The sequence below is a fragment of the Armatimonadota bacterium genome (assembly GCA_016789105.1).
Classification (GTDB): domain Bacteria; phylum Armatimonadota; class Fimbriimonadia; order Fimbriimonadales; family Fimbriimonadaceae; genus UphvI-Ar2.
The window spans coordinates 106,007-124,981 of the sequence record JAEURN010000003.1 but is presented as its reverse complement, the minus strand read 5'-3'; the positions used below and the strand labels follow the sequence as shown (position 1 = coordinate 124,981).

Genomic DNA, 18,975 nt, shown 5'->3' with positions numbered 1-18,975 from the left:
ACATGACAATTTCTTAATACTTTGACTGGTAGAGTGGGCTGTGGGACGCGCCTTCACCTTGATTGAACTCCTTGTCGTCATTGCAATCGTTGCAATATTGGCGGCGGTCCTTTTTCCCGTCTTCGCCCAGGCCAAGCAGGCGGCCAAGCGGACGTTTTGCCTCAGCAACCTGCGTCAGATCGGGTTGGGCAACGAGCTGTACATCAGCGATTTCGACGACTTGATGCCCTGGATTCCCGATAGCGACTTGCAGTTGACTCTGGAAGTTCGCGCGGATCACAGGAAATATGCGGTCGTCGGAAGCTTTATGCCGCTTTGGCACCCCTATATCAAAAACACCCAACTCTATTTTTCGCCTGCCTTGGGCACCCAGAAACTTACGGGTTGGATGAGCCACTTCGACAAACCGTGGCGGTTGAACGGCATAGACGACGATGCTAAGGGAAGAACCCACTATGTCAGTGACCTTCTGGCGGAAACCAACCAGGCTTCGACCAGGTTCACCCGGGGCCGGAACCCGGCCGCGGTCTGTGATGCCAAAGGTACGACGGTGAGTTCTCAAGAATGGTTGATGACGCCCTTTTACGAGGCCGGATGGTGGAACTATTCCCACTCCCTGTGGAATGTCGGCGGCAGCGAACCGCCGCAAGAAGGGTGGTCTGCCCATAACGGGGGCCGCAACGAAATCTACTTCGACATGCACGCGAAGTGGATCAAGAAAGACATCCGCAAGTATTAAGGCTCTCGCCGCAACTTGCCCGTTGCGGCTTTCACTCTTCTTCTGAAAGATCTGGGTTGTCGTGCCGGATCTCGGGCCGCATCATGGGGAACAGCAAGATTTCCCGCAAATGCTCAGCCCCAGTGAGGAGCATGACGAGCCGATCGATGCCGATACCGCAGCCTCCGGTGGGGGGCATGCCGCTTTCCAATGCGTAAAGGAACTGTTCATCCATGGGGTGGGCTTCGTCATCGCCTTTGTCGCGCTCGCCCAATTGCTGCTCAAACCGTTCACGCTGGTCGATCGGGTCGTTAATCTCGCTAAAGGCATTGCAGATCTCCCGGCCCAGCACATACCCTTCAAACCGGCGGGTGAAACCGGGGCGGTTGGGGTCTTTTTTGGCGAGCGGGGAAGTTTCGATGGGGTAGCCGACGACGAAAGTCGGTTCCTGCAGGTGCGGCTCCACAAAATGTTCAAGGAGTTTTTCGATGATTCCGCCGAGGTTGTTTTCCTTTTCCGTGGGCAGTCCGACGCGCTTCATGGCGGCTTTGGCGGAATCAATGGAAGTGAGCTCTTCGGGCGAAATTCCAGAGCGTTCGTGGATCGCGGTCATGAGGTCGACCCGGTGCCACGGCTGGCCGAAATCGAGTCCATGGAGCTTTGATTCTCCAAACACGGCAAGCGCCACGTGTCGGAAAAGGTCTTCGACGCACGCCATCATGTCTTCCAGGTTGGCGTAGGCTTCGTACCATTCGAGGAGGGTGAATTCGGGGTTGTGGCGGTTGGAGACGCCCTCGTTCCGAAACACCCGGCCAATTTCGTACACCTTGGGCACGTCGCCACAGATGATCCGCTTCAAATACAGCTCAAGGGAAATCCGCAGCTTGACCTGCAGGTCGTAGGCGTTGTAGTGGGTGAGGAACGGCCGGGCGGCGGCACCGCCGGCTTCGAGTTGGAGGAGGGGCGTTTCGACTTCGATGTACCCCCGGTTGTCAAAGAAGTGGCGGACTTCCCGCACGATGTGCGAGCGCTTGAGCAGTTGCTCCCGGGCTTCGTGGTTGCAGACGAGGTCGAGGTGGCGGTGCCGGTACCGCTGGTCGACGTCGGTCAGGCCGTACCATTGCTCTCCATCTTTTTCTTTACCCAAGGGGAGTGCGTGCAAGGATTTGCTGAGCGGGGTGACCGTCTGGACGTGGATTGATTTTTCACCGGTCTTGGTTTTGAAGAGGTAACCCGTAATGCCGACATGGTCGCCGATGTCGAGCAGCTTGAACGCAGCCCACCCGTTGCCATTCCATTCGTCCAGGTCGTTTTTGCGGACGTAGATTTGGATCTTGTCGTCGCCATCGCTGAGGTGAGCGAAGGCGGCCTTCCCCATTTCGCGCAGGGCCACGATGCGGCCGGCAAAAGATACCGTCGGCTTTTCGGCGCCTTCTTCAAGCACGGCGAGACTGTCGAAATTGTCGAGCAGATGTTTGGCAGAGTGGTCGATCTGGAATTTTTCGGTTGCATAGGGGTCAAAACCGAGTTCGCGCAGCTGTTGCAGCTTGTCGAGGCGGATTTCGCGGATCGTACGCTCTTCGCTCATGGTGAGGGTGGGGAGTTTACTGTTTGGGTTCGGATGCGGCTGGGGACGCGGCACAACCACTGCCAATAAGCAAGCCCCCATCCCGGCTTGAGCGGGGTGGGGGCTTGGATACGGAACCAGCCGCGACCTTAGTGGTCGTGGTGGTGGTCTTCTTCTTCTTCCGGAAGCTCGGCGATCGCGCACTCAGTGGTGAGCAGCAGCCCGCTGATGGAAGCGGCGTTTTGAAGGGTTGTCCGAACCACTTTTGCCGGGTCGACAACGCCGGCCTTCAGCAGGTCTTCGAACTCCAGGGTGGCGGCGTTAAAGCCGATGCCGGCCTTCCCGGTTTTGACTTTGTCGACCACGACGCTGCCTTCGACCCCGGCGTTTTGGGCAATGGTGCGCAGGGGCGCTTCGATGGCGCGGCGGATGATGTCGGCCCCAATGGCGGTATCGCCTTCGAGCTTGAGCCCCTTGAGGGCCTTGTCGCCGGCTTGGAGGAGCGCGGTTCCGCCTCCGGGCACGATCCCTTCTTCAAGGGCGGCGCGGGTTGCGGCGAGGGCGTCTTCCATGCGGGCTTTCTTTTCCTTCATCGCGGTTTCGGTGGCGGCACCGATTTTGATGACGGCGACACCGCCGCTCAGCTTGGCGAGGCGCTCTTGCAGCTTTTCCTTGTCGTAGCTGGATTCGGTGGTTTCGATGGTTCGTTTGATTTGGGCGATGCGGCCGTTGATCGCATCCTTCTTGCCCTTGCCGCCGACGAAAGTGGTTTCATCTTTGGTGATGACGACCTTTGCAGCCGAACCGAGCATGCCGAGATCGACATTTTCAAGCTTGAGCCCAAGGTCTTCGGTGACGAATTGGCCTCCGGTGACGATGGCCATGTCTTCCATCATCGCCTTGCGCCGCTCGCCGAATCCCGGTGCTTTGACGGCAGCGACCGGCAGGTTGCTGCGGAGCCGGTTCAGCACCAAAGTGGCCAGGCACTCGTTTTCGACGTCTTCGGCGACGATGACCAGAGCTTTGCCGGATTTGAGGACTTTTTCCAGGATGGGCACGAGGTCTTGGACCGTGCTGATCTTCTTTTCATAGAAGAGGATCATGGGGTCTTCGAAAACGGTTTCCATCCGTTGGGGATCGGTGATGAAGTAGGGGCTGAGATAGCCCTTGTCGAATTGAAGGCCATCGACGATTTCAAAGTTGGTGTCGGTGCCTTTGGATTCTTCGACGGTGACGACGCCATCCTTACCGACGGTGTCGATGACTTCGGCGACCATCGCCCCGATTTCCGGGTCGTTGGCGCTGATGGTGGCGACTTCGTTCATCCCAGCGCGGCCCTTGACCGGCTTGCTGAGTTTGCCGAGTTCCGCCACGATGGCGTCGGTGGCGGCTTCGATCCCCTTTTTGATTTGCATGGGGTTGCTGCCGGCGGCCACGTTCCTAACGCCTTCTTTGAAGATGGCTTGGGCAAGCACGGTTGCGGTGGTGGTGCCATCCCCGGCGAGGTCGTTGGTTTTGCTGCTGACTTCGCGGATGAGTTGCGCGCCCATGTTTTCGAAGCGGTTTTCGACTTCGATTTCCTTCGCAATGGTGACGCCGTCGTTGATGACGGTTGGCGAACCGAATTTCTTTTCGAGGACGACATTGCGCCCGCGCGGGCCGAGGGTCACCTTGACGGCGTTGGCGAGCTTGTCAACGCCGTTTTCGATGAGTTTGCGGGCATCGTTGCTGAATTTGAGTTCCTTGGCTGCCATTACTTCTTACCTGCCTTGACTTTGGTTTCGGTGACGACTCCCAGTACGTCGTCGGCGCGGAGGATGACGAAGTCTTTGCCGGCCACAGTGACTTCGGTGCCACTGTACTTGCCGTAAAGAACGACTTCGCCGGTTTTGATGTCGACCGGGGCTTTTTCGCCGCTGTCCAGCGTTTTGCCGGGGCCGACCGCGAGGACGGTGCCACGCTGGGGTTTTTCTTTGGCGCTGTCGGGCAAGATGATGCCGCCGGCGGTGGTTTCTTCGGCTTTAGCCGGTTCCACGATGATTCTGTCGTGCAACGGTTTGAGGTTCATGGGTTCTGGTGGTTCTCCTCGTGCTGTGATTCCCAAGACGGGAAGTGTTTTGGCAGTGTACCAGCGAGACTGCTAATTCCAGCTTTGTTGGGACGGTGGACCCGGGGCGGTCCCAGACGGGTCAATCGGCCCGTTACCCGCCTTGAACCGCAAGGCTCGGCACCTCGCGGGCGACGGTTTCTTTGATTTTTTGGACAAGACCCGGAATGTCTTGTTTGACCCCTGCGATTTCCACGACTTTGATGTTCGTCCGCGTGAGTTTGCCGTCGAACCTTTGAATAAAGAGGCGCAAGGCGACTTTGTCGCCGGCGACAGTGTATTGACCTGCCACCCGGAATGCATTGGGGTGTTTGGCCACATTCAGCCACAGTTTGTAATTCGGCTGGTCTTTGATGGCATCGGCAATCAAGGGCTCTAGCCCGAGCGGGTCTTCCTCATCTTGGTCGAACGTGCCCATAAGCACGATGGGCATTGGTGGTTTGAGCCCGATTTCGCCCCGGAACCTCTCACCCGTCACGCCGATATCGAATGAGGCGTCGTTTTTGGACCGCTTCAGTTCGGGTTTTTGAACGCCGTCGATTCCGACTTCGGCCCGCAAAGATTCCACCCGGTCGGCGGCATATCCGAGCCATTTTCCGACATCCACAAACATATCCCCGCTGTTGGTTGCCCTCAGCCCAGCCGGGGAAACCCTGTCTAAGGCTTCAAGCAAGGCGTAGGTGAGCAGCCCGTGGTCGACCGAGCGGCTCTCGTAGCTCATCTGGTCGGCGGCGGCTCCGGCAAGGAGCCAGGTGCCGGTGGCGTCGCGGATGGCTTCATAAGCGCGGACGTAGTCGCTGCCCGAGCTCCGGTCTTGGATCAAGTTTCCGGCGGCGGCGCCGCTATGGCAGGTATCCAGGACAATGACCTGCTTGCCGGCAGGGATTTGCCCAAGCGCTTGCTGCAGGTCGTCGCCACTGATTGTGTGGACTCCCAAAACCGCGGCGGAAATATCAGACGGGTCGGCTCCGGCGGTTAGGAAGAAATAGCCGGACTTGCCGGCGACCGAGCTGGTCCCGTGCCCGGCAAAAAAGACGACGACAATGTCTGAAGACGTTGCCTTTTGCGCGACGTCGGCAAACCAATCGAGGATCGGTTTTCGGTCGGGCTGGTTGGCGGAGTCGTCAGTCGTCATTACCGTGATGTGGACTTTCCCCGGAAGAAGCCGCTCGGCAACCGACTTGACGGCCTGGCCCAAAACCCGTGCATCGTAGGGTGGCGCGGTCAAATCGCGCGACGTGCCGACATAATTCCCGACGCCGACGAACAGCCCATAAATGTTTGTCGGTGGGACGGCCAGGTCTTCTGGAATGCCGAGGTCGATGACGGTGGGCGGGCTCTTGAGGTCGCCGCGGGCGTTTGCGGCGACGATGGTGAGCAGGTTTCCTTTGCCTTCGCCCAACTGCGATTTGGGCAAGAAGAACGGCTTGTATTCGGTGGTGTCTAGTGTGAAGAAGCCGGATCCGGATTTTGTCGCCACGAGTTTGCCGTTGAGATAGATGTCGGCCTGGCCAATCCCCCCGTTGTCCCGGTCGGTCAAAGTCACGGTCAGCCGGCTCGGGTTCGATTTATTTGGGGTGACGGTGATTTCTGGGAACAATCGGATTGTTTCCCGGTCGGGCACCGGCCGCCTTGCTTCATTGTCAAAACCCAAAAGTTTGCCAAAGAGCCCGGGCTCGTAATAGAGCGACTTGAGCTGGCCGACATCGATGGGTTCAAGCCCGCCAGACCATTCGAGGACATAGGCCGCGCCGGCGACTTTGTTGGGGTCGGGAGCATCAAAGCGGCCCTCGCTGTCCATGACGAGCCAGGCGTTGTCGGGCAGGTCGGGTCGATCCGGTGTCCTGTGCATCAGCACAAACGAACCGATTGGGCCGAGGCTTTCTGGCTCGGCCGGATCCAGAACCTTATCCAACTCCCAAATGGTGGCCTGTTCGGTGGCATCGGTAATGATCAACCGGTTTTGAGGGGTCAAGAACTGGAGGTCGCTCACTTGGTCAGGCCGGGTGACGGTCCGGACTAATTTGAGGCCGCGCAAGTCGATGAAACTGACCTGGCGGGCCTGCGCGATGGCGGCCAGCTTCCCGTCAGTATCCAAATAGTAGGTGGGGAAGTATTCGTTCCCTCCACCGGGGATCTCCAATCCTGCTTCGGCGTCGCCATTCGCGGGGTCGATCCGCTCGACCTTGGTCGGCGAGAGGCGGTAGAGAGATGAGCCGTCTGGGGAGTAGCAGAATTTCTGAACAGTGTCGCTGTCCAACGTATGCGTCCAAATCTCTTTATGGGCTTTGACGTCAATGCCATGGACGTTTGCACTGGAATAGAAAACCAACGGCTGCCCTTTGACAAAAGTGATCGCCCCAGGTTCGACAAAATCCTTTGTGGCAATGGTGTCGTAATATTCGCCCGAATCCGCATCGATCAGCTGGACATAGTCGTTGATGTCGTTTCCGTCGTTGTTTTTGATGCCGACGATGACGGTTGAGAAGTCGTCGGACATCCGCGCCCAGGCGATTGTGAACCCCTCATTAAGTTCTATGAAGTTCTTGACATAGGAATCGACTTTTCCATTGTCGGGAATCTCCTCAACGTACGGGTCGAAAAGATCAACCCGCTTATCCGAGAAGGACAGCATTTTGTTGTCCGGCCCCCAACTGGATCCCTTGTAGCTGTCGTTGAAGATCACGACGGCTGGCTTGTCGGTAGCCAGGTTCCAGCAGGCCTGGTATTCGGACTGCGATTCGTCTTCGTTCTTGACGTAAGCCGGGGAGATGGCGAACGCGCCATTTTGGGAGATGTCAGCTTTGGCCGCGCCGGTCGAATAAATCTGGTCGAGGTGGACCTTACGGGCATCAAAGCTGAATTTGTTTCCCGGCCCGTCGGTTGGCGAAACGAGGACCCTCCCCGTTTGGGGCACGACCCGCAAACTGTCCAATGTCCGAACGGTAGATATAGTAGTGGCCTTCCACTCACCATCAGCAAGGCGGTGTTGGACGATGCTTCCATTTTCGTAACCGACCCAAAAGACCGATCCGTCCGGGCTGAAGGCTCCTGCCGTCGGCCCTCCCGCACGGTTGAACGGGAATTCTTTGCCAGATTCGACATCCCACAACTTCAGTGGGTCGTAATCGGCAAATTCGTTGTCTTCGTACGTGGCGACCCTAAGCCCGTCGCGGCTTTTGCGGATTTCGCGGACCGGTCTCGTGTACCCGGTGAGCTCCCGCTTTTTTTCAAGGGTTTTGCGGTCGTAAACGGTGAGTGTCCCCGTCGGCCCACACACCAGGAATTCGGATTGCCCCGGGCCGACAAAGAGAGCCGCCATCAAAGTGTTGGGCACGGATCCTTTTTCGCCAATGATGTGGGGAAAGCTCCCAAGTTTGCGGCCCGAAGGGTATTCGAACAAATAGGCGTTGTTGTCGGCGCAGGTGACCAAAACCTGTGACCCGTCGGCGGAGATCTCGGCCCAGGGATTGCCTTCGGCTGATGTTTTGAGCCGGACCGTGCCCCGGCTCTTAAAATCGTAGACGGCGACAAAATCCTGCTTGGTGCTGAGGGCTAGGAGGTTGCCGTCAGCTGAGAATTCTAGGTCTAGGGCGTCGGCGCTCGAAATCCCGGTTGAGACCGGCTTGAGTTCGAAATCCGGGGCTTCGGCAAGCCAAAACCCGTCGCTGGGTCCGGCGATGGCCACCCGCTTCCCATCGGGCGAGATTGCAACCCGGATAAACGGCGAACCGGCCTTGGCCGCGTCGAACGTAGCGACGACATGGGCGGTTGCCGTCTCCCAAAGCCGGATTTCGTCGCGGCTGTTGGTAGCAATGAGAGTGCCGGAATCGGACATCACGGCTTGCCCCACGCTTTGGAGCCGGTTGGGGAGGACGGCGAGGAGCCGCATGGTCCGCGGATCCCACAGCCGGGGGGCAAATCCGCGGTCGTGGGTGAGGAGCCGGGTGCCGTCCGGCGATTCTTGAATGTCTTCCAGCCTTTGGTCGCTGACGATTGGGATCAGTCGGAGTCGACCGGTCTGGGCTTTGTCGGGGGGTGGGGCTGGACTTGAAAAAACAAGGGCCGCCCCCATAGCGGCGAACGCGAGGAGGCGGCCCATCTGAATCCCTATCGAACCGGTTACGGCAGAAGAATCGGTTTGCCTGCCCGGGCAGCCGTCCCGACGAAGTTGGGGTGCTGGTTGAACTGCGGGATGTCGGATTCTTTCATGTCCGCTTCTTTGCCTTGCTTCATCAGGGCTTCATTGATTTCTTTCAAGGATGCGTCGATCCCGGAGAAGATGTCGATGATGCTGGAGTTCTTGTCCATGTTCAGGGCGTCCAGCAACAAGAGCGTGAAGATTCCGTGGGCGGGGATGCCTTCCAACCCTGAGATGTCAGTGCTTGTTTTGTCCTTGTCGCTGGCAAACAGGAACACGGTGTCGCCGAGTTTGGTGCCACCTGCGGCTTGGCGCGGCTTCAAGGTCATGAGGTTTTTCGCCAAAGCGTCGGTGTTGGCCTTCATTTTCCCTTTGGCTTTGATTTTTCCGATCCCCTTGGTTTTGACCATAAATTTGCCCGGGGCCCGGTTCATCCCGCCGCTGAAGCAGCTGTCGAAGATGAATGTGGCGTTGATTCCGTTGACCCGGAGGAGGTTGGCGACTTCAGAAAAGAAGGTGTCTTGAACCAGCGTATCGTCGGCCAAGACGATGACTTCTGTGAAACCGGATCCGTCGGCTGCTTTGGGGTCTTCGAGTTGGGCCCCGTGTCCGGAGAAGGTGATCACGACTTGGTCACCGGCTTTGGCGCTGGAAAAGAGCCACTTGATTCCGCCGAGGAAGTTGTCGCCCGAGGCTTGTTTGTCCAGCAAGAGCCGCGTGTTGGACGCCTTGACCCCGTACTTGCCGACGCAAACTTCTTGCATCGCCTTCGCGTCGTTGACGCAGCCGTTGAGGTCGTTGTCCACTTCGGTGCCGTCATCCATCTTGACGGTTGGGTAGTCGTTGATGCCGATGTTCAGCGAGTAGGTTTCGGCAAAAGCGGCCATTGCAGAAACGGCCAGGAATGCGGTCAGGAGGAATTTTTTCATCAATGCCCTTTGTTTGTTCGTCGATTCAACGAATCTTCGCCCTTTCGGACGGCTTGTTGGACGTTTCGTTTCTCAAATGTTCCAAGGAGACCTATTGGAACCAGATTCCCTGATTATATCCGGGCGGAGCGGGTTAATACGCGGCTTGCCTTCGGTCGGCCGGGCAAGATCCGTCGGTGCTGACCTCCGGATGGGTCTTCACTCCGGCAAAGAATCCCAAAAACAGGTCGCGGCTGTGGTCGGGGTAGAGGTCGCCGTTGGCGGTCCCGGCATTGACGGCCCGGGCGAACTTGGCGTGGCCGTCGACGAACGAGAAGTTGGCCCCGCCGTGGAATCCTCCTTCAAGGCCCTTTTGACCCCAAAGTTCAAAGCCGTAACCCGCCGCCGGGTCGCTGATGTCCCAAACCAGATCCATCGTCAGACTCCCGGGTGCAGAAGGCTGGCAGCTGGAGAAGGTGAACGGCTGTTGCTGTGGCCCGGCCAGAACTGTCGCGGCTTGGTCGTTGATCGCGGATTCTTTGGCCGACCCGGGGTTATCTGGGTGGAAATCAGCATGCGAGATCAAGTGGTTGAGCGCGTAGGTGACGCGGTATTTTCGTGGCTGGCCAGAACCCCCAGAACCCGGCTGCCAATATCCGCGTGGATAGAAAACGGGGTCGGTGTTACCGGCCGTGGCAAAAATCTCCCCAGATTTCATGTAGGGCATCAACCGGTCGGTCCAAAAGGGCCCCTTTTCCCCGTGGGAATAGCTAGGGCTTGACCAGGTGTCCGCGTAAGGGAAGACCAAGTAGGACTGGTCATAGTCGGCGTTGTAAATGATGTTTGAAATCCCAACCTGTTTAATGTGGGCCAGGTCGACGGTTTGCTTGGCGGAATCTTTGGCCCGGGCAAACACCGGGAACAATATGGCGGCGAGGATGGCGATGACGGCGATGACGACGAGGAGCTCAATCAACGTGAATCCGCGTTGAAACAATCGCATTGACATGAAACCATGACAAATCTATCAAGTGGCGGGGTTGTTGCGGAAGCCGTCAGCCGTCTACCCGCTAGTGGGTTGTGACCGAAACGTACGGCTTGTTCCAGGGTTCGTAGGGCGAATCCCGGCGGCTTGCCATGATGGATACCGCCCGCTTGACGAAATCTGGATGGCGCGAGGCGACATCGGCTGTTTCGCCGGGATCCCGGGCCAGGTCGTAGACGAACATGTGGCCGGCATCTTTGCTTTTGGGGTTGAGGAACCGGATGGCCTTGAGGTTGCCGATGCGCACCGCTTGGCCCCAATCGTGGGGAAAGAACTCCCAATAGATGTAATCCCGCTTGGCGGTTTCCCCTTGCCCGGTAAGGGCGGGAACGAGCGAAATCCCCTCGATCCCATCAGGTACCGACGCACCGGCAAGCGAGGCAAAAGTGGGGAACATGTCGTACATGACCGAGGGCACGTGGCTGACGGATCCGGGGGAGATCCTGCCCGGCCACCTGGCGACGAACGGCACCCTGATGCCGCCTTCCCAAAGTTGGGCTTTGCGTCCCCGCAGCCCGTGAGTGCTGTCGAAAATGTCTGGCGTGATGCCGCTGACCCATGTCGGACCGTTGTCCGATGTGAAGATGACCAGCGTGTTGTCATCGATCCCATCGGATTTGAGTTTTTGAAGGATCTGGCCGACATAGCCGTCTAACCGGCTGATCATCCCCGCATAGGCGCTCAGTGGGTGTTGATTGGGCAGATAGCCTTTGTCGCCCAAATAGGGCTTCTCATCGAGCTTTCCCAAATACGGGGTTTCGGAATCCCCGGGCACCTGCAGCGAGACGTGGGGGATTGTGAAAGGCACATAGAGGAAAAACGGCCCTCCCTTGTTTTTGTCGATGAAGTCCAAAGCCTTGTCCCGCATCACATCATTGGAATAGACCTGGCCCCGGTACCGGTCAAAGGATGCCGGATCATTCGGGTCGGCATTTTTGGGGAACTGCTGGTGGGCATTAAAGGTCGGGTTGTTGAGCGGATACTTCGCTTCGTTCTCCCAAAGGTGGTCTGGGTAATAGTTGTGAGCTTGGCGTTGGCAGAGATAGCCGAAGTAGTAGTCAAAGCCTTGCTTGTTGGGTTGGCCGGTGGAATCTGGGCCGCCAAGCCCCCACTTCCCAACTGCGCCGGTGGCGTAGCCGGCATTTTTCATGGCCCACGCCAAGGTTTTGGTGCCGCGACCTAAAGGGAACTGTCCCTCGGTGCCGGTGGCCGTGAAGTCCCCGAACTCCTTGTTCTCGCGGATTGTGTTCGTGCGGGTGGATTTGCCTTCCAAGAAAGTCGACCGGGCCGGGGCGCACACCGGCGACCCGCTGTAATGGTCGGTAAACTTCATCCCCTCCCGGGCCATCTGGTCGATATTGGGGGTCTGGATCACCTTTTGGCCATAGCAACCGAGCTCGCCATATCCCAGGTCGTCGGCCAGGATATAGATGATGTTGGGTTTTGGGGCAATGGCGGCCAAACAGGCCGCGACGGCAAGCATGGGTGGATTTAACCAGAAGACGCAGTCCGGTGTCGTGTTTCCCCCTACACATTCGGTTGTGGGATTTGAAATCAATATGTTTTTGTGACCGTTGCAATTGCGTCAGAATCCTGATAATCTAGATTCAAATCCTGTGAAATTCACGGGTAATGGGATGCAGAGAGATGAAAAGGAAGCATTTAGTTAGCGTGGTGGCCGCTGCGGGAATAGCCTCTGTGTCATCAGCAACAAACCTTTTGTGGATGGATGTTGCTGGAGGCAGCCTGTCTCAGACGGACTTTGTTGCTGGAGGATATGGACACCGGGTCACATCGACTGTGATGGGCAACTACCAATACGGCTCCGAAGGTGGGTTTACACCCAACATCTCAGCGAGTTACACACCAGATAGCGGCCCTTGGGGATCTGGATACGGCGACTTGCCGACGGCGATGTGGGGAGTCCAAGCCGCCAGCAGTGGAGCGCCAAACGACCACCCGGTCTCGATGACGCTTTCCGCAGACCCTGGTTGGTTCGTGCAATTGCGCTCGATCCGGTTGGCAGATTGGAGTGGCTCAACCTCCGACCAAACGACATTGCGGGCATTGGACGGCAACAACAATGAGCTGTTTTCGTGGACCGGCATCCCGGATACGAACACCAATACCTTAATCGTTTTCCCCAATGTGGTCGCCCAGACGGTGACTTTGACTTGGAACAATGCCTGGCACACGGGCGGTCGGGAACTGATTTTTTCCCAGACCGATTCAATCCCTGAACCGGCCACACTCGCCCTTTTGGGCGCGGCCGGCTTTGCTGCTTTGCGACGCCGCAGATAGTCTCATTCAGAAGGGTGGCCCTCGATTTTGAACGAGGGCTACCCTTTTTTTTCCCGGAGCCGCATTGCTTGCGGAGCGTTGCGTTCAAAAACCGGCCGGCGCCAAGGGGGTCTAAATTGGCTGGAACACCTTTTTTCAAATTGTGGTAACAGTTGCGAAACAATTGATGTACTCTAATGCGTGCCGATGCTCCTTGCTGCATCGGCGGGATTTGGAATTATGACAACGAACCGTCAGAATAGGGGTTTCACCCTAATCGAGCTGCTGGTGGTGATTGCGATCATCGCGATCCTCGCCGCCATTCTTTTCCCCGTTTTCGCCCAAGCCAAAGAGGCGGCGAAGAAATCCAAGACCCTGGCGGAGACCAAACAAACGGGGACTGCCGCCCAGATTTACATCGCCGACTACGACGACACCTTTATGCTGATGCACCCGATCGACCCGGCAACGGGCACTTACCTCCACACCAATGTGAGTGCCTCGGGACTTGGCCCTTACCGGTTGGCCGCTGTGCCGGCGGGATGGGGCGTGAACGCGGCGGCCGCCCAAGCCGACGCCGTAGCCTGGACCAACTCGATCTACCCGTACACCAAGAACAACGATATTTACAGCGGCAGCGGGTCGCTCAACTTGTACACGTCCGGGTTCAACTATGCTACGGCCCCGCAAAACCTACCAATCATCGGGTTGTCTGGAAACGGCCTGTTGAATGGGTACAACGCCACCGCGGTCGAGGGGGTCAGCGTGATCCCGCTGTTCTGGTTTGGCAACGGCAAGGAGAGCTATAAGGGTTACTCCTACACGTCGCCTTATCTGCGGTGTACGGTGGTCGGCACGCCGGCCAATCCGGCACCCCCATGCCGGTTCAATCCTTCGGGGGCCGTTCAAGCCGGGATTACCCCGCGTACCCGGGAAGACACCTATGAATTAACCTTCGAGGCGGCCAACGACACGGTTCGGGTTTTTGGGCGAGGAAACATCTTGGTGTTCTGCGATTCGTCCGCCAAGTACATCCCAATGGGTTCGGATTCGCCGACTCCGGCGGGCCAAGGCGTTCGGAAATACTTCGAGCCTGGCTACACGTACTTTGGGCCGGGTGGCGGGTATCCCGCAGGGAACGTCAACGACCCGATGCGGTGCGTCTCGGGCGTTGGGGCTCCGCACTACCTCAGCATGTTCCGGCCCGACACCAACAAGGCGTATGACTTTGGCACAACCGGGGACAACAAGCTTTGCAACAACTAGTCCGCATCGTGACCATGGCATTAGCCTTGGGGAGCTTTGGGCTGTTGGCGGGTTGCGACCCAGGAACGCCCAAAAGCGACACGGGTAAAGCAGCTGCCGGAGACCAAAGCGGAACATCTGCTGAGGCTTCGACAGCTGCCCAGCCGAACCGCGGGGCAGCGGCAAGGCCCGATAAATCCGAGGGGAAATAGGGCAGAGCGCACGTGGTTGGGGGCCGGGATGAGTTCCGGCCCCCTTTTTTTTGCGCCGGTTTTATGGCGTTAACCCTTCCTCTTGGCCAGAACCGTCAGGTTGCTCTCAGTTCCGGATCGCCGTGATCACCAATTCTTAGTTTCAAACAAAATGAATCGGGAAGGATCGACAAAGGGAGGCGACCTCACCTTTCACGCGGCTGACCACGGATTCGTTGGTGTGGTGGCGGAGGACTTCGGCAAACCAGGCGGCGATTTGCTTCATTTCGCCCTCTTTCATCCCGCGGGTTGTGACGGCGGGGGTGCCCAGGCGGATGCCACTGGTGACGAACGGGGATTCTGGGTCGTTGGGGATGCTGTTTTTGTTCGTCGTGATGTTGGCGTATTCGAGTGCTTCTTGGGCGAGTTTGCCCGTCACGCCGAATGGTTGCAAATCCACAAGCATCAGGTGGCTGTCGGTGCCCCCGCTGACGATACGGAACCCCTCCCCGGTGAGGGCCTCGGCAAGCGCGGTCGCATTCTTCCGGACTTGAGCCGCATAAGTCTTGAATTCCGGCTGGGCGGCTTCCAGGAAGGCGACGGCTTTTGCTGCGATCACATGGCACAAGGGCCCGCCTTGCAGGCCAGGGAAGACGGTTTTGTTGATCTTCTTAATGAATTCTGCTTCACCGAGGATCATGCCCCCGCGCGGGCCCCGGATCGACTTGTGGGTGGTGCTGGTGACCACTTGGCAATGGGGGATGGGGTTGGGGTATTCGCCGGCGGCGATGAGCCCGCTGTAGTGGGACATGTCGCACATGTGGATCGCGCCGACCTCGTCGGCGATTTGACGGATCCGGGCAAAGTCGAAGGCCCTGGAGTAGGCGGTTGCCCCGGAGACGATGATTTTCGGCTGCGAATCCCGGGCGATCCGGTGCATTTCGTCATAGTCGATGAACTCGGAGTCATCGACGCCATAGGCCGCGACGTTATAGAGTTGCCCGCTGAAATTGACGGGCGACCCATGGGTGAGGTGCCCACCGTGGGCCAGGTTCATGGCCATGAGGGTGTCACCTGGTTTGAGGAACGTGAAATAGACCGCCATATTGGCGGATGCCCCGCTATGGGGCTGCACGTTGGCCGCCTCGGCGCCATAGAGGGCGCAGACCCGTTCGATGCAGAGGTTTTCGACCTTGTCGACGACGTCGCATCCCCCGTAGTACCGCTTGCCGGGGTACCCCTCGGCATATTTGTCCGTGAAGACCGACATCATGGCCTGCCTCACTGCAAGTGAGGCGATGTTTTCGCTGGCAATGAGTTCGAGGTTTGTTTCCTGCCTCAATTCCTCTTCGTGGATGAGGGATTCGATTGCCGGATCGACTTGATTGATTGGGCGACGGTGGGGGTGCGTGGTCGGCACGGGAGCCATGACCCTATTATTGCGGATTTGGCGAGCCCCCGCCCGACCCACTGCGCTGCGTACGCGCTAATGAGATCCCGGTTGAGGCCCTGGGTGGATTACCGGGTTTTGCCCGTAGTGCTAACGGCTGGCAAGAGCGCGGGCCGATAAGTTAACCGGGCCAGGGCAATTGCGAGGGCGGATGCCTTGGCCCGCCAAGGAGGGCCCGCATGGAAATGGGCAAACAAGAACAGCAGATCAAGGAGATTCAAGAGCTACGCACCCAGCTTCAAGGCTGGAGATGGGGGCTGTTTGGCATTACCGTCCTGATCGTCGTCTCGTCGATCGGCACCGTGAACTCAGCGTTCCACGGTCTGGTTGACAAGGGGCCGAAGCAGGAAGAGTTCGTCAAAACCCTGACCGCCGAGTTGGACCGCGACGTCCGGCCGATGGTGGAAGATATGACGCAACAGACTATCCACGAAGTGCAGCCGGAAATCACGGCCGCATTTCACGACGTGAACAACCAAATGCCGGTTCTTGCGGAAGCGGCTTTGGGTGAAATCGACCAACTGCAGCAAAACCTGCCGAAGCGCAGCGAAAAGGTTTTGCGCGAAGCCTTTGTGGCGATGCTGATGAAAAAGGAAGCAAAGCTGCACGAGATGTTCCCCGAAGCCACGGATGAGCAAATCGAACGGTTGCTGACCAACCTGGCCGAAAGTGCGGGCAAAGAAGCTGGGGAAGCGGCTGTCGAACTCTTCGGCAAGCACCACGACACCCTGATCGCCATCCACAAGGATCTGGAAGTCATTTCCAACAAAGAAGCTAAGAACTTGGAAGGCGTCGACCCGAGCTGGGAAATGGGCCTTGCGGTCCTGGACGTCTTGCGGCAGGACTTGGAAAAGAACCGACCGGACAAACCGGCCCAAATGGCCAGCAAGTCCAGCGCCTTCACGTCGGCCCAGACGGTGAAAGCCACCCCGAAAGGAGACAAAAAATGAGCACCAAGAAGACCAAAACCGACGCAAACGCCGAAATGGCGATCGGCTATGTCGAACAAGAATTGGCGGCCACCAAAAAGGCCCTGCAACAAACGCAGATCTTTGGCTCGGCTTTCGTGTTCGTGGTGATGTGTTCGCTGTTCTCGATCGCCAACGGGTTTTCCAGCAACTTGGAACCCAAAACGGCGGCCAAGATCACAAAAGGGTTGGTTTCCCAGCGTTTGGATGAATTCCAACCCCAGGTCAGTGAGTATCTGAAGAAGGAGATCCCGACGCTGATCAAGGGCGTGCCCGATATGGCCAAGCAACAGTTGCCGACCATGCGCGAAAACTTGGAAGACCAGTTGGAAGGCGAAATTTCCAAACTGGCCGACCAAAGCAGCGGCGAACTGGACCGAGCTCTCGATGCATTCCTGTCTGAAAAGGAAGATGATTTCAAAACCATCATCCTGGCCGGGCAAGACAAGGAGACGACCGACGAGGTCGCCCGGTCGATGCGCGAGATGTTCGTCCAATACCTGACGGAAAACCACGGTGAAGATGAGTCGATCCAAGACAAGTTGGACCAATCGCTGGTTGCCTTGAAGGATATTGCCGCCCGCACCCACCGGATGGCTTATGCCAACGACCTGGATGCGGTGGAAATCAAAACCCGCCGGGCGGTTGCCTGCTTGTTCAGCACGGTTCGTGACAACAAAGACGCGCTGAACCTGCCGACCCAGGCTCAAGCCCAAGCGGCTACGGCTGCTGTGATCGACACAGCCAACGACTCTACTCCGCGATAACTGCTGGGAAAACCGGATCACCCTCTGGGCTGGAGGGCCGATTCGCCGACGGGCGTCGTGCCATGGATGGTGCGGCGTCCATTATCTTTTTGGGGGTGTGGGATCTATCGACAAAAATTTGATGTGGTGCCCGGAACCAAACCGTCTACTAGTGCGTCTACTAAATTGTGCAGCAAGTAGACAAAGTTCTGGTGGCGGGAGCTTTTGGGCCTTTGCAGGCTTGGGCTACGGCAACTGCCGACCAAGTTTCCCGCGAGTTCGAAATGGGTCTCGATTTTGATTTTGAAAGTTTGGGGGATGCCCGGCGGAAGATGCTGAGGATGGAGTTGGTGCGCCGCGGCTATGCCGTGGTCGGGGGCCGCCTCACCCGTTTAAAGTCATCCCAATCCGTTGCCTGACCAGGCGACCCCCGCCGATTGCCGGTCTGCAGGTAGAGTGGAACCTCAGAAGCGGAATGGAATCGCGGCTGATTTTGGGGGACGGGACGGTGATGGCCGGGCGGAGGCTCGGGGCAACCGGCGACGCGGTCGGGGAAGTTGTTTTCAACACCGGGATGACCGGCTACCAGGAAATCTTGACGGATCCTAGCTACGCCGGGCAAATCGTCGTCTTCACTTACCCACTGATCGGGAACTATGGGATCAACGAAGACGATTTTGAGTCGGATCGGATCCAAGTTGCTGGGATCGTTGTGAAGGAAGCCTGCGACCGGCCAAGCAACTGGCGGAGCCGCCGATCATTGGGCGAGCTTTTGGCCGAGCGGGGAATTCCGGCAATCCAAGGGGTGGATACCAGGGCCCTCACAAAGAAGATCCGGTCGGCTGGCGTGACCATGGGGCTCGTGACCGACCAGGCTTCCGGTGCGGCCGAACGCCTGGCCGCGGCACCGGATTACGGCGACTGCGAGTTTGTCGGGGAAGTCACGACGGTTCAGCCTTACGGGTGGGGTTTCGCCGGTAAAGAGCCGTTTGGCGAGCCAGCCGACGGGTACAAGGCGACCCTGGCCGTCCTGGATTGCGGATTGAAGTTCAACATTTTGCGGAGGTTTGCCGCTTTGGGAATCCGGAGCCAGGTCTTCCCCTGCACCGCATCGGCGGACGAAGTGATGGCCTGCAATCCCGATGGCATCCTGCTTAGCCCAGGCCCGGGCGACCCCGCCAAGCTCGGCAACGTGGTGGCCACCGCCAAGTCCCTTTTGGGTCAGAGGCCGATGTTTGGGATTTGCCTGGGGAACCAGATCCTTTGCCAAGCCGTCGGTGGGACGACGTTCAAACTCAAATTCGGGCACCGGGGGAGCAACCACCCGGTCAAGGATTTGGAAGACGGGACAGTGACGATCACGAGCCAGAACCACGGTTATGCCGTTGACCCCGATTCCCTTGATCCTCAATTGGCGGAGGTCACCCAGCTGAATGTCAACGACGGCACCGTGGAAGGGATCAGGATCAAAGGCGTCGAAGCGTCTTCGATTCAATACCATCCTGAAGCGGCCCCTGGGCCGTGGGACAGCCGCAAATATTTTGCCCGGTTCACGGGGCGGATGCTCGGCGCGCGAAAGTTGAAATTCTGACGGCGTGAGCGGGTAGGG

At 58.1% G+C, this 18,975-nt stretch carries 16 protein-coding genes; 8 read left to right on the top strand and 8 right to left on the bottom strand.

Annotated elements, in window-relative coordinates:
* The first annotated feature begins 40 nt into the window (after nucleotides 1-40).
* Nucleotides 41-739 (top strand): type II secretion system protein, encoded by a 699-nt coding sequence (locus JNM28_02570; protein MBL8067308.1) that lies wholly within the window; start codon nucleotides 41-43, stop codon nucleotides 737-739.
* A gap of 31 nt (nucleotides 740-770) precedes the next feature.
* Here the strand turns inward: JNM28_02570 and lysS are convergent, their stop codons facing one another.
* The 7 genes from lysS to JNM28_02535 all read right to left on the bottom strand — a co-directional run bounded on the left by lysS (nucleotide 771) and on the right by JNM28_02535 (nucleotide 11,969).
* Nucleotides 771-2,306, bottom strand: coding sequence for a lysine--tRNA ligase (gene lysS / locus JNM28_02565; GenBank protein ID MBL8067307.1), 1,536 nt, complete (start codon nucleotides 2,304-2,306; stop codon nucleotides 771-773).
* Nucleotides 2,307-2,434: 128 nt separating this feature from the next.
* Nucleotides 2,435-4,039 (bottom strand): chaperonin GroEL, encoded by a 1,605-nt coding sequence (gene groL / locus JNM28_02560; protein ID MBL8067306.1) that lies wholly within the window; start codon nucleotides 4,037-4,039, stop codon nucleotides 2,435-2,437.
* Nucleotides 4,039-4,353 (bottom strand): co-chaperone GroES, encoded by a 315-nt coding sequence (locus JNM28_02555; protein ID MBL8067305.1) that lies wholly within the window; start codon nucleotides 4,351-4,353, stop codon nucleotides 4,039-4,041. Before JNM28_02555 ends, groL begins: the two co-directional genes overlap by 1 nt.
* 133 nt (nucleotides 4,354-4,486) lie before the next feature.
* Entirely contained in the window at nucleotides 4,487-8,494 is a 4,008-nt protein-coding gene (locus JNM28_02550) for a caspase family protein (GenBank protein MBL8067304.1), read from the bottom strand.
* Nucleotides 8,495-8,514: 20 nt separating this feature from the next.
* Entirely contained in the window at nucleotides 8,515-9,462 is a 948-nt protein-coding gene (locus JNM28_02545) for a caspase family protein (GenBank protein ID MBL8067303.1), read from the bottom strand.
* A 133-nt stretch (nucleotides 9,463-9,595) separates the two neighbouring features.
* On the bottom strand, nucleotides 9,596-10,450 hold the full coding sequence (locus JNM28_02540) for a prepilin-type N-terminal cleavage/methylation domain-containing protein (GenBank protein ID MBL8067302.1): 855 nt from the start codon (nucleotides 10,448-10,450) through the stop codon (nucleotides 9,596-9,598).
* 61 nt (nucleotides 10,451-10,511) lie between these two features.
* Entirely contained in the window at nucleotides 10,512-11,969 is a 1,458-nt protein-coding gene (locus JNM28_02535) for an arylsulfatase (protein ID MBL8067301.1), read from the bottom strand.
* 164 nt (nucleotides 11,970-12,133) lie between these two features.
* Between JNM28_02535 and JNM28_02530 the strand changes: the two genes are divergently transcribed.
* The 3 genes from JNM28_02530 to JNM28_02520 all read left to right on the top strand — a co-directional run bounded on the left by JNM28_02530 (nucleotide 12,134) and on the right by JNM28_02520 (nucleotide 14,223).
* Nucleotides 12,134-12,787, top strand: coding sequence for a PEP-CTERM sorting domain-containing protein (locus JNM28_02530; GenBank protein ID MBL8067300.1), 654 nt, complete (start codon nucleotides 12,134-12,136; stop codon nucleotides 12,785-12,787).
* 219 nt (nucleotides 12,788-13,006) lie between these two features.
* Nucleotides 13,007-14,032, top strand: coding sequence for a prepilin-type N-terminal cleavage/methylation domain-containing protein (locus JNM28_02525; GenBank protein ID MBL8067299.1), 1,026 nt, complete (start codon nucleotides 13,007-13,009; stop codon nucleotides 14,030-14,032).
* Between the two features lie 14 nt (nucleotides 14,033-14,046).
* Complete coding sequence (locus JNM28_02520; protein MBL8067298.1) at nucleotides 14,047-14,223, top strand: hypothetical protein; 177 nt, start codon at nucleotides 14,047-14,049, stop codon at nucleotides 14,221-14,223.
* Nucleotides 14,224-14,365: 142 nt separating this feature from the next.
* Here JNM28_02520 and JNM28_02515 read toward each other — a convergent pair whose 3' ends face one another.
* Nucleotides 14,366-15,631, bottom strand: coding sequence for a serine hydroxymethyltransferase (locus JNM28_02515; GenBank protein MBL8067297.1), 1,266 nt, complete (start codon nucleotides 15,629-15,631; stop codon nucleotides 14,366-14,368).
* 200 nt (nucleotides 15,632-15,831) lie between these two features.
* Here JNM28_02515 and JNM28_02510 point away from each other — a divergent pair, with 200 nt between their 5' ends.
* The 4 genes from JNM28_02510 (at nucleotide 15,832) to carA (ending at nucleotide 18,957) form a co-directional block, all read left to right on the top strand.
* Nucleotides 15,832-16,602 (top strand): hypothetical protein, encoded by a 771-nt coding sequence (locus JNM28_02510; protein ID MBL8067296.1) that lies wholly within the window; start codon nucleotides 15,832-15,834, stop codon nucleotides 16,600-16,602.
* Nucleotides 16,599-17,387 carry a hypothetical protein gene (locus tag JNM28_02505; protein ID MBL8067295.1) on the top strand — a complete coding sequence of 263 codons (789 nt, stop codon included), beginning with the start codon at nucleotides 16,599-16,601 and terminating at the stop codon, nucleotides 17,385-17,387. Before JNM28_02510 ends, JNM28_02505 begins: the two co-directional genes overlap by 4 nt.
* A gap of 191 nt (nucleotides 17,388-17,578) precedes the next feature.
* Nucleotides 17,579-17,785 carry a hypothetical protein gene (locus tag JNM28_02500; GenBank protein ID MBL8067294.1) on the top strand — a complete coding sequence of 69 codons (207 nt, stop codon included), beginning with the start codon at nucleotides 17,579-17,581 and terminating at the stop codon, nucleotides 17,783-17,785.
* Nucleotides 17,786-17,841: 56 nt separating this feature from the next.
* On the top strand, nucleotides 17,842-18,957 hold the full coding sequence (gene carA, locus JNM28_02495) for a glutamine-hydrolyzing carbamoyl-phosphate synthase small subunit (GenBank protein ID MBL8067293.1): 1,116 nt from the start codon (nucleotides 17,842-17,844) through the stop codon (nucleotides 18,955-18,957).
* Nucleotides 18,958-18,975: the final 18 nt, after the last annotated feature.

Bases quoted from the DNA above. Each gene is read 5' to 3' on its own strand.
- carA (MBL8067293.1), top strand. From the start codon at position 17,842: ATGGAATCGCGGCTGATTTTGGGGGACGGGACGGTGATGGCCGGGCGG.
- JNM28_02525 (MBL8067299.1), top strand. From the start codon at position 13,007: ATGACAACGAACCGTCAGAATAGGGGTTTCACCCTAATCGAGCTGCTG.
- lysS (MBL8067307.1), bottom strand. From the start codon at position 2,306: ATGAGCGAAGAGCGTACGATCCGCGAAATCCGCCTCGACAAGCTGCAA.
- JNM28_02545 (MBL8067303.1), bottom strand. From the start codon at position 9,462: ATGAAAAAATTCCTCCTGACCGCATTCCTGGCCGTTTCTGCAATGGCC.
- JNM28_02535 (MBL8067301.1), bottom strand. From the start codon at position 11,969: ATGCTTGCCGTCGCGGCCTGTTTGGCCGCCATTGCCCCAAAACCCAAC.
- JNM28_02505 (MBL8067295.1), top strand. From the start codon at position 16,599: ATGAGCACCAAGAAGACCAAAACCGACGCAAACGCCGAAATGGCGATC.
- JNM28_02510 (MBL8067296.1), top strand. From the start codon at position 15,832: ATGGAAATGGGCAAACAAGAACAGCAGATCAAGGAGATTCAAGAGCTA.
- JNM28_02530 (MBL8067300.1), top strand. From the start codon at position 12,134: ATGAAAAGGAAGCATTTAGTTAGCGTGGTGGCCGCTGCGGGAATAGCC.
- JNM28_02550 (MBL8067304.1), bottom strand. From the start codon at position 8,494: ATGGGCCGCCTCCTCGCGTTCGCCGCTATGGGGGCGGCCCTTGTTTTT.
- groL (MBL8067306.1), bottom strand. From the start codon at position 4,039: ATGGCAGCCAAGGAACTCAAATTCAGCAACGATGCCCGCAAACTCATC.
- JNM28_02540 (MBL8067302.1), bottom strand. From the start codon at position 10,450: ATGTCAATGCGATTGTTTCAACGCGGATTCACGTTGATTGAGCTCCTC.
- JNM28_02520 (MBL8067298.1), top strand. From the start codon at position 14,047: ATGGCATTAGCCTTGGGGAGCTTTGGGCTGTTGGCGGGTTGCGACCCA.
- JNM28_02555 (MBL8067305.1), bottom strand. From the start codon at position 4,353: ATGAACCTCAAACCGTTGCACGACAGAATCATCGTGGAACCGGCTAAA.
- JNM28_02515 (MBL8067297.1), bottom strand. From the start codon at position 15,631: ATGGCTCCCGTGCCGACCACGCACCCCCACCGTCGCCCAATCAATCAA.